The organism is Longimicrobium sp. (genome assembly GCA_036387335.1).
In the GTDB taxonomy this organism is placed as follows: domain Bacteria; phylum Gemmatimonadota; class Gemmatimonadetes; order Longimicrobiales; family Longimicrobiaceae; genus Longimicrobium.
In genome coordinates this window covers 22,746-31,874 of sequence record DASVTZ010000235.1, presented here as the reverse complement: position 1 = coordinate 31,874, position 9,129 = coordinate 22,746, and the positions used below count along the sequence as shown (strand labels likewise).

The 9,129-nt window shown below is 71.1% G+C and carries 9 protein-coding genes; 6 read left to right on the top strand and 3 right to left on the bottom strand.

Annotated elements, in window-relative coordinates; translation table 11 throughout:
• Positions 1-147: 147 nt before the first annotated feature.
• Positions 148-414, bottom strand: a complete 267-nt coding sequence (locus VF647_24060; GenBank protein ID HEX8455176.1) for a CPXCG motif-containing cysteine-rich protein — start codon at positions 412-414, stop codon at positions 148-150.
• On the bottom strand, positions 411-851 hold the full coding sequence (locus VF647_24055; protein HEX8455175.1) for a MarR family transcriptional regulator: 441 nt from the start codon (positions 849-851) through the stop codon (positions 411-413). Before VF647_24055 ends, VF647_24060 begins: the two co-directional genes overlap by 4 nt.
• Before the next feature lie 99 nt (positions 852-950).
• On the opposite strand from VF647_24055, the gene VF647_24050 reads away from it, so the two are divergent.
• On the top strand, positions 951-1,220 hold the full coding sequence (locus tag VF647_24050) for a DUF3006 domain-containing protein (GenBank protein HEX8455174.1): 270 nt from the start codon (positions 951-953) through the stop codon (positions 1,218-1,220).
• Positions 1,221-1,288: 68 nt separating this feature from the next.
• Here the strand turns inward: VF647_24050 and VF647_24045 are convergent, their stop codons facing one another.
• Positions 1,289-2,692 (bottom strand): S8/S53 family peptidase, encoded by a 1,404-nt coding sequence (locus VF647_24045; GenBank protein ID HEX8455173.1) that lies wholly within the window; start codon positions 2,690-2,692, stop codon positions 1,289-1,291.
• Positions 2,693-2,913: 221 nt separating this feature from the next.
• Here VF647_24045 and VF647_24040 point away from each other — a divergent pair, with 221 nt between their 5' ends.
• The 5 genes from VF647_24040 (at position 2,914) to rsgA (ending at position 9,108) form a co-directional block, all read left to right on the top strand.
• Positions 2,914-4,509 carry an N-acetylmuramoyl-L-alanine amidase gene (locus VF647_24040; GenBank protein ID HEX8455172.1) on the top strand — a complete coding sequence of 532 codons (1,596 nt, stop codon included), beginning with the start codon at positions 2,914-2,916 and terminating at the stop codon, positions 4,507-4,509.
• Between the two features lie 195 nt (positions 4,510-4,704).
• Complete coding sequence (locus VF647_24035; protein ID HEX8455171.1) at positions 4,705-5,685, top strand: NAD(P)H-quinone oxidoreductase; 981 nt, start codon at positions 4,705-4,707, stop codon at positions 5,683-5,685.
• A gap of 440 nt (positions 5,686-6,125) precedes the next feature.
• Positions 6,126-6,662, top strand: a complete 537-nt coding sequence (locus VF647_24030; GenBank protein ID HEX8455170.1) for an acyl-CoA thioesterase — start codon at positions 6,126-6,128, stop codon at positions 6,660-6,662.
• Positions 6,663-7,162: 500 nt separating this feature from the next.
• The gene (locus VF647_24025) at positions 7,163-8,080 is read left to right on the top strand and encodes an RNA polymerase sigma factor RpoD/SigA (protein ID HEX8455169.1); all 918 of its coding nucleotides are present in this window, start codon (positions 7,163-7,165) and stop codon (positions 8,078-8,080) included.
• A gap of 104 nt (positions 8,081-8,184) precedes the next feature.
• Positions 8,185-9,108 carry a ribosome small subunit-dependent GTPase A gene (rsgA, locus tag VF647_24020; GenBank protein HEX8455168.1) on the top strand — a complete coding sequence of 308 codons (924 nt, stop codon included), beginning with the start codon at positions 8,185-8,187 and terminating at the stop codon, positions 9,106-9,108.
• Positions 9,109-9,129 lie beyond the last annotated feature (21 nt).

Genomic DNA, 9,129 nt, shown 5'->3' with positions numbered 1-9,129 from the left:
GACAACAGGATAACGACTTAACCCATCTATGGCCGCTCCGGGCGCGTTGTACACGCTTTCGGGGCGGCTTTGTTGCATCTTCATGTAGGGCAACTGGTTACCGATCTGTGTCAGCGACCACTGTCGAACCCCTACTGTGTGCGCCCTCTACTCGCCGTCCGCCGCCTCCGCCCACACCTCGGCGGTGCCGTCCGGGCCATAGACGACGTGGACGTTCCAGGGGCGGCAGCAGACCTGGCAATCTTCCACGTAGCCCTGGCGCGTGCCGCTGCCGGGGTCGAGGGCGATCTCCACCAGCTCGCCGCAGTACGGGCACTGCACGGTGGCGCCGGTGTCCGCCACGCCGTCGCCCAGGGGGAAGTCGGCTTCGAGGTCGTCGTCCCAGGGCGCGGGGTCTTCGGAGATGAAGATCATCCGCCCGCTACCCGCCGGCACCACGCGGCGAGCCGCTCCAGCTCGTCGTCGCCGAAGCCAGCCAGGAGCTCGGCCTCGGCGGCCTCGCGCGCGCGGACGGCGGCGGCGTAGCGTGCCCGGCCCTCGTCCGTGACCTCCGCGCGGACGCTGCGCCGGTCCGCCGGATCGGGGACGCGCCGCACCAGGAGCTCCGCCTCCAGCCGGTCCACGAGCTGGGTGACGTTGGACTTCACGCAGCAGAGCCGCTCCGCGAGCTGCCCGAGGGGGATGGGCCCGTCCGCCTCCACCAGGGTGTGCAGGGCGCCCATCTTGGCGAGCGAGAGCCCCATCGGCTCCACGCTGCGCTCCAGCCGCGCCTCCACCTCGCCGCCCGCGCGGAGAAGGGCCGCCAGCACCTCGCGCACGCGCGGGACGCACAGAGCTCCGGTTTCGTTCATACCTGAACTTCGCACCCGCTCCTCGCCGCCGTCAACCCGCTTGCGTGCGCGCGGCCCCGCGCCTACCTATCCCTCGCCAACCCCGCGCCCGAGGAGCCCATGACCCACACCTGGACGGTGGACAGCATCGAAGAAGGAATCGCCGCCGTTCAGCAGGACGACGGCCCCCTTCTCCACGTCCCCGCCTCGCTCCTCCCCGACGGCACCCGCGAAGGCGACGTGGTGACCATCGAGCGCGAGCCGTCGCCCGGCTCCATCACCCTCCGCCTGCGCATCGACCGCGCGGCCACCGAGCAGTCGCTAGCCGCATCGCGCGACCAGCTCGCCCGCCTGCGGCAGAGGGACGACGGCGGAGACATACGGCTGTAACCGCAGGAATGGGAACGGCACCGGATCAGCCGTTCCCATTCCCCATTTCCCCATTCCCCATTCCCCAATCAGTTCCCCGTCACCGCCCGATACGCATTGATCACCCCATAGCCCTCTTCCGGGTGCCGGTTCGGATAGTACTGCGCGGTCTGGATCAGGCGCTGGCGCAGGCCGTCGCGCGTGAGGCTGGGGGTGCGCGACCAGACCAGCGCCGCCACCGAGCCCACAACGGCGGTGGCGTTGGAGCTGCCGCCCATCCCCACCACATCCGCCGTGTACTGGCCCGTGCTCGGGATGTCCAGGTACGCCGTGAGCTCCACGTCCGAACCGTGATGGATGCCGCAGGGGACGCCGCCGCCGGGGTACGTGACGCCCGTGACCGCCACCACCTCGGGCATGTCGGCCGGGAAGACGACGTTGCTGTCCAGGATGCCGTCGCCGCACCCGCTGGTGCCCGCGGCGCCGAAGAAGAGGATCGGGTAGTTGTAGTGCCAGTACTCGATCTCGTCCGACACCTGCCAGTACCAGTTGAGCGACTCCCACGCCATCACCACGATACGCGCGCCGTTCTCCGCCGCGGTGCGCACGCTGTACTTGGCGTCGCTGCTGGATACGGTGGCCACGCCATCCGCCTGGCGCACGCTCACGAAGTTGGAGCGGTACGCGATGCCCCCCACGCTGCGCCCGTCGCGCGGCGCGGCGATGATGCCCGCCATGCGCGTGCCGTGCCCGCAGCCGTCGTACACGCTGGACATCGACGAAACCTTGAGGAGCTTGAGCGTGCGCCCGGTGCTCTCACCCGTGGCGAAGGTGCTGGTGAACTGCCCCTGGCCGGACGAGATCCCCGTGTCCGTGAGGCCGATGGTGACGCCCGCGCCGCTGCTCAGCGTCCACGCATCGGGGATGCGCATGGCGGTGAGCTTCTGCGAGTACACGTCGCCCGACGCGGTGTACTGCCGGTCGCCCGTCCACGCGCTCCCCCATCCGCATCCGCCCACCCCCGCGAACTCGGGGAGGCCGTCCTCCACCATCGTCGGCTCCACGTAGTCGACGAACGGAAGGCGGCGCAGGGCGGCCAGCGCTCCGGGCCCGTCCAGCTTCACCTCCATCGAGGGAAGGAGGTCGTCCGTGCGCACCAGCGTCACGCCCGGCTGCGACGCGACCGCCGCGCGCCCCTGCGACCACTCGCTGCGCCCCACCAGCACCCGTCCGCGCCACACGCCGCGTACGCCGCCCGGCGACTTGAGCCCCACCGCCGCGTTCCCGCCCGCGGCGGAGATGGCGGCCCAGAGCTGCTCGTCCGTGCGCTCTACCCAGGTGCCGGGGCGCTCCTGCGCGCGGGTAGGGATTGGCTGCCCCGCGCGCGTCACGGCCGGCGCCACCGGGTCCGGCGACGCGGGACCGTCGGAGCAGGCCGCCAGCGCCACCAGCGCGGCGAGGGCAAAGGGTACGGCGATGCGCGGAGCGTACATGAAGCGTCCTCTTATGCGGCAAAGGAAGATCGCGGGCCGTGACCCGTGGCGGGCGCGGCCTGCGGAGGAGGTAAACAGATGGCGCTAAACGATATACAAGGTTTTGCCGGGATGCAACCCTCCGGGCGCGCCCGGCGCGTCCTTTGCACCGCCGCGCAGGGCTGCGCCGCGACCGACCGTCCGGCTGCCCCGCGATCCGCCGGCATCCACAGGAGCCCGTGTTGACCCGGTCATTCTCCCTGCGCCCGTACGCCGCCGTCCTCTTCCTGGCCGCCTGCACTCCCGGCGGCGGCACGCCTGCGACCGGCCCGTCGCCGCGCCCCGAGCCCGCCGCGCCCGCCGCGCTGGAATATCAGCCGCTCACGCCCGGCCTCCCGCCGATCCAGCGCGTGGAGGCCCCGCTCGCCATCCGCGTGATCGAGCCGGGCAGCAACCTCCTTCGTCCGAAGCGGGACTCGGCCTTCATCTACGGCTCGGTGGGGACGGGGGGCGCGGCGCTGACCATCAACGGGACGCCGGTGCCTGTGGCGCCGAACGGCGCGTTCATCGCCTACCTGGCCGTGCCGGCGAGCGCCTGGGAGCTGCGCGCGTCCAAGAACGGGCAGACGGCCAGCCACACCATACCCTACCGCCCCGAGCCCACGCCCGACTTCGAGGGGATGGGGGGCGTGCCGCAGGTCTACACCACGCCGCGCTCGGCGCGGGTGAGTGGCGGATTGGACACGCTGGCGACGGGATCGGAGGTGTTCGCGCGCGCCACGCCCACGGGCACGTACCGCTGGTTCTTCCCACGCGGCACGCGCCTCTCGCTGGCCGAGCGCCGCGGCAGCCAGTATCGCGTTCAGCTCGATCCCTCGACCGCCGCATGGATCGACGCGAGCGGCGTGACCGTGGCCGACACCACCGCGGCGCCGATGGCCCCCGTCGCGCTGGGCGCCGTCGCCGTGACCCCCGCCGAGCGCTGGGTGGACGTCCGCATCCCGGCCCAACGCGCGCCCTTTTTGGTGGAGCCCGGCGAGCGCGAGTGGACGGTAACGCTGTACGGGGTGACGGCGCAGGCCGCCAGCACCGCGCAGAACGACTCGATGCTGACCGGCGTGGCGCAGGATGCAGCCGGCCCGTCCACTGCGAGGGTGCGCCTGTCGCTGGCCCGCGCGCCGTGGGGGTACAAGGCATTCTACGCGGCGGACGGTGCGCTCGTCCTGCGCCTCCGCCGCCGCCCGGCGATCGACGCGGCCAACCCGCTGCGGGGGCGGCGCATCGTGATCGACCCCGGCCACCCGCCCGCGGGCGCCACCGGCCCCACCGGCCTGTACGAGGGCGACGCCAACCTCGCCATCTCCCTGCCGCTGGCCGAAAAGCTGCGCGCCGCCGGCGCCGAGGTGATCCTGACGCGCACGGGCCGCGAGCCCCCGTTCTCCACCAGCTCGGCCGAGGACCTGCGCGGCCGTGTGGCGCTGGCGGTGCGGAGCGACGCGGACATCCTGGTGTCGGTTCACAACAACGCCTTCGGCGAGGCCCAGAACCCGTTCCGCGCCTTCCACACGGCGGTGTACCACTTCCAGCCGTTCGGCCGCTCGCTGGCGCAGGCGCTGGCGGACAACATCGTCGGCGTGACGCTTCTGCCCAACCGCGGCGCGCTGCGCGAGAACCTGGCCCTGGTGCGCCCCACCTGGCTCCCCTCGGCCCTCACCGAGTCGCTCTTCATGCCCATCCCGGAAGAGGAGAACGCCCTTCGCGATCCTGCCTTCTTGGACCGCCTCGCGACGGCACACGTCCGCGGGATCGAGGCGTTCTTCAGGGCCGAGGCGCGGTAGTGCGTGAGTGCGTTAGTGCGCCAGTGCGTGGCGCCGCTCACCAGAGATCTGCTCCGACGACAGACCGCAATCTCACGCAGAGGCGCAGAGACGCAGGAGTAGGCGCGGAGGTCTCTCCCTGCGTCTCTGCGCCTCTGCGTGACCCCCGCTGTTCAAACGCACTCACGCACTAACGCACTCACGCACTTTTTTTCGATGAAAGCGATCGTCATCACCCGCCCCGGCGGCCCCGAGGTGCTGGAGCAGGAAGACCGGCCGGTGCCCGAGCCGGGGCCGGGCGAGATCCGGGTGCGCGTGCACGCCTCGGCGCTGAACCGCGCGGACCTCCTGCAGCGCCGCGGCATGTACCCCGCCCCTCCCGGCGCCCCCGCCGACGTCCCCGGGCTCGAGTACGCCGGCGAGGTGGATGCGGTGGGGCAGGGCGCGGGCCTGTGGGCCGTGGGGAACCGGGTGATGGGGATCGTCGGCGGCGGCGGGCACTCCGAGTTCGTGGTGGTGCACGAGCGCGAGGCGATCCGCATTCCGCAGAACCTGGGCTTCGAAGAGGCCGCCGCCATCCCCGAGGCCTTCCTCACCTCCTACGATGCCCTCTTTCGCCAGCTCGACGTCAAGGTGGGGGAGCGCGTGCTGATCCACGCGGTCGGGAGCGGGGTCGGCACCGCGGCGCTGCAGCTTGCACGTGCGGCGGGGGCGGAGGTGCTCGGAACGTCGCGCTCGGCCGCGAAGCTGGAGCGTGCCCGCGAGTTCGGGCTGGAGACGGGGATCGACACCAGCAAGGAGGACCTGGCCGAGGCGGTCAACCAGGCCACGTACGGGGGCGGCGTCCACGCGCTTCTGGATCTAGTCGGCGGGAAGCTGCTTGAGGCGTCGCTGCGGGTGCTCGCGCTGCGCGGCCGGGCGGTCGTCGTGGGCACCACCGCCGGCACCAAGGCGGAGATCGACCTGGGGCTTCTCCTGCGGCGCCGCATCCACATCTTCGGCACCGTCCTGCGCAGCCGGCCGCTGGAGGAAAAGATCGCCCTCGCGCGCGAGTTCTCCGGCGCCGTGCTCCCGCTGGTCTCCTCCGCCCGCATCCGCCCCGTCGTCGACACGGTGTACCCCTTCGCCGACATCCGGAAAGCCCACGAGCGCATGGAGGCGAACGACACGTTTGGGAAGATCGTGCTGACGTGGTGAGTGCGGCGGGTGTGGGGGGGGTGACGGCAGTTGAGGCGGGGGGCCGGGTGTGGTCCGGCGGTTGAAACCGCTGCAACAACCGCGGGAAACCTGCCTTCGCAGGTTGGGGGCGAGGTGGGTGTTGGGCGGCCTGGAGCGGCCGGGGGCGGCGGCGCCGCGCGCGCCGGGGGATAAATCCCCCGGCTGGAACTACGCGAAGGCGGCTGAAGCCGGCTCGACAATGCCGGCGTTGCAGAGAACGATGACGCAGCAGGTAGATGCATGCGTCCGCCCCTCCCCCGCGGTTTGGGGGAGGGGCCGCGAGGAACGAGCGGGGGAGGGGGCCCCCTTGCGCCCGCGGCCCCGCGCGCCATCTTCCCCGCCGCTGGACCAGCGATCTTTCGAGCGCCCGGCGGACGGAATCCGCGGGGCGCTCTTATCACGGGATAGAGGAGATGGACGTGGAACAGAGAATCAGGCCGGTCGAGATCTACATGCAGGGCCCCGCGCCCGACGTCGAGGTGCCGCGGCCGGTGCGGCTGTCGCAGGTGACGTTCGCGGACCTGGCGGAGCCGCAGAGCCAGAACGTCGCGGGGACGCTGTTCGGCGGGGTGCTGCTGGGGTTCATCGACCGCGCGGCGGCGTTCTGCGCCATGAAGCACGCCGGCCGGCCCGTGGTCACCAAGAGCATGGACAGCGTGGAGTTCAACGAGCCGATCTACATCGGCGAGCTGGTGGTCGCGCACGCGTCGGTGAACTTCGCGGGGCGCACCAGCATGGAGATCGGGGTCAAGGTGCTGGCCCAGAACCCGGTCACGGGCGAGGAGCGCCACACCAACACCTGCTATGCCACCTTCGTGGCCCTGGACGAACGCGGACGCCCCACCCCCGTGCCCCCGGTGCTGCCCGAGACCGAGGAGGAACGGCTCCGCTTCGAAGCCGCGCAACTGCGGCGAGAAGAGCGGCTGGCGAGGAGCCGGAGGAAGCGGAACAGATAGTAGACGAGGAATGACGAGGAACAGCCAGCAGAAGGCCCCGGCCCTTCGCTCGCTGTTCCCCATTCCCCAATCCCCATTCCCCATTCCCCATTCCCCATTCCCCATTCCCCATTCCCCGCCGTCCGGGAACCAACCTCCGCCAGCACGGTACTCTCCATTGACGGCCGTGGGGGCGCCCGCTACGTTGCGCCGCCCCGACCCGGCCACCTACTTCTTGCACACGCCCGGATGACTTTTCCGATCGCACCCCGGCCCGAGAGCCGCTCCGGAGCATGCCGGGAGCGGGGGCGTGGCGCGTCGGCGGGGCGGAGCGCGGGGGCGGGACGGCGGCGTTAGGAGGGCGGAAGCGGCGGCATGCCGCGGCACCTCCATCCCCCGCCCGGCCGCAGCCCAGCGCCGGGCGGTTCGTTTTGCGTCGGGCAGAGCTTTTGCAGGGTCTACATCGTTTGGCACAGCCACAGAAAACGGCTCCGGAACGAGCGCAAGCTACGGATCGAGATATGGCGACAGCGCGGAAAGGCACCACCACCACACCGAGGCGGCGGAAGAAGGGCGGCGGGTCCGAGGCCGGCTTCGGCGTGGCCAACGAGGACCAGTCCAGCCTGGACCAGTACCTCAAGGAAGTCAGCACCCATCCGCTGCTCACGTCGCCCCAGGAGATCGAGCTGGGGCGCCGCGCGCGCCTGGGCGAGGAGGACGCCGTCAACGAGCTGGTGCGCGCCAACCTGCGCTTCGTGATCTCGGTGGCCAAGAAGTACCAGAACCGCGGCGTCTCCCTCTCGGACCTGATCCAGGAGGGGAACGTCGGCCTGGTGACGGCCGCGCGCAAGTTCGATCCGGACCAGGGGGTGAAGTTCATCTCCTACGCCGTGTGGTGGATCCGCCAGGCGATCCTTTCGGCGCTCGCCAACCAGGGCCGCTCGGTGCGCGTGCCGCTCAACCGCGCGTCGGACCTGGCCAAGATCTTTCGCGAGCGCGAGCGGCTGAAGCAGGAGCTTCGCCGCGATCCGTCGCCGCAGGAGCTCAGCGAGGCGACCGGCCTGTCGCCGGAGATCGTGGAGAGCCTGCAGACGCTGAACGCCGCCGAGATCCGCCTGGACGCCCCCATCGGAGACTCGGACGACAGCCAGCTGATGGACCGCTTCATCGCTGACGAGGCGATCATGACGGAGGACGAGGTGGAGGAGCGCCTCCTCTCCGAGCGCATCGACCGGGCGCTGAACACCCTTCAGCCGCGCGACGCCAAGGTGCTCAAGCTGTACTTCGGCCTGGAGGGCGGGCGCGAGCACACGCTGGAGGAGATCGGCGACATCCTGGGCGTGACCCGCGAGCGTATCCGCCAGCTCCGCGACCGCGCCCTCAAGCGCCTGCGCGAGGGCGAGATGGGCGAGGCGCTGGCCTCGTTCGCGGCGGCGTAGCCGATGGCTCGCCGCAGAACGCAGGAGCGCCGTACCCGCGGGCCGGGTGCGGCGCTCAGCTTTTTCCTCTCACGGGGCACACAGAGACAACTTCGAGGCACAGAGTGGCGACGCTGACCGGAACGGTGCTCCGCGCGCAGGGCGGAGTGTACGAGATCGAAACCGCGGAAGGGATCATCGAGGCGTCTTTGCGCGGACGGGTCAAGCGCGAGGAGCGCACCGGCGACAAGGTGGTGGTGGGCGACGTGGTGGAGCTGGGGCGCGGCTCGGGCTCCGGCGCGGAGGCGTGGACCATCGAAAGCGTCCACGACCGCCGCAACGTCCTCGCCCGCCGCGCGCCGGGGAAGGCGCCGCGCGCCAAGGTGATCGTCGCCAACGTAGACCAGGTGCTGATCGTCTTCGCCGCGGCCAACCCATCGCCCCACCTGCGCATGCTCGACCGCTTCCTGGTGATCGCCGAGGCGGCTGAGCTGCGCCCGCTGATCGTCGTCAACAAGACGGACGTGGAGGGGGAGGAGGCCGCCCGCGCCCTCTTCGCCCCGTATGAGCGCGCCGGCTACCGTATCATCTTCACCGCCGCCAAGCAGGGCGTGGGCGTCGAAACCCTGCGCGAGGCGATCTGCGGCCAAGTGTCGGCGCTGGCGGGGCCGTCGGGCGTGGGAAAGAGCAGCCTTCTCAACGTGGTGCAGCCGGGGCTGGGTCTGCGCGTTGCGGCGGTGAGCGAGGCCGTCAACAAGGGGCGCCACACCACCGTCACCGCGCAGCTCATCCCGCTGGAGTGCGGTGGCTACGTGGCGGACACGCCGGGGCTGCGCGAGGTGGGGCTGTGGGAGATCGACACGGACCAGCTCCACTTCTACTTTCCCGAGTTCGCGCCGCTCATCGGCGAGTGCCGCTACAGCTCGTCGTGCACGCACATCCACGAGCCCGGCTGCGCCATCCGCGCCGCCGTGGATGCGGGCGGCATAGACTTCGGCCGCTACGACAGCTACCGCCGCATGATGCTGGGCGAGGACGACGAGTATTGAAACGACGACAGCATCACACAG

Coding starts and splice junctions, on each gene's coding strand:
- VF647_24060 (HEX8455176.1), bottom strand. CDS start 414: ATGATCTTCATCTCCGAAGACCCCGCGCCCTGGGACGACGACCTCGAA.
- VF647_24055 (HEX8455175.1), bottom strand. CDS start 851: ATGAACGAAACCGGAGCTCTGTGCGTCCCGCGCGTGCGCGAGGTGCTG.
- VF647_24050 (HEX8455174.1), top strand. CDS start 951: ATGACCCACACCTGGACGGTGGACAGCATCGAAGAAGGAATCGCCGCC.
- VF647_24045 (HEX8455173.1), bottom strand. CDS start 2,692: ATGTACGCTCCGCGCATCGCCGTACCCTTTGCCCTCGCCGCGCTGGTG.
- VF647_24035 (HEX8455171.1), top strand. CDS start 4,705: ATGAAAGCGATCGTCATCACCCGCCCCGGCGGCCCCGAGGTGCTGGAG.
- VF647_24025 (HEX8455169.1), top strand. CDS start 7,163: ATGGCGACAGCGCGGAAAGGCACCACCACCACACCGAGGCGGCGGAAG.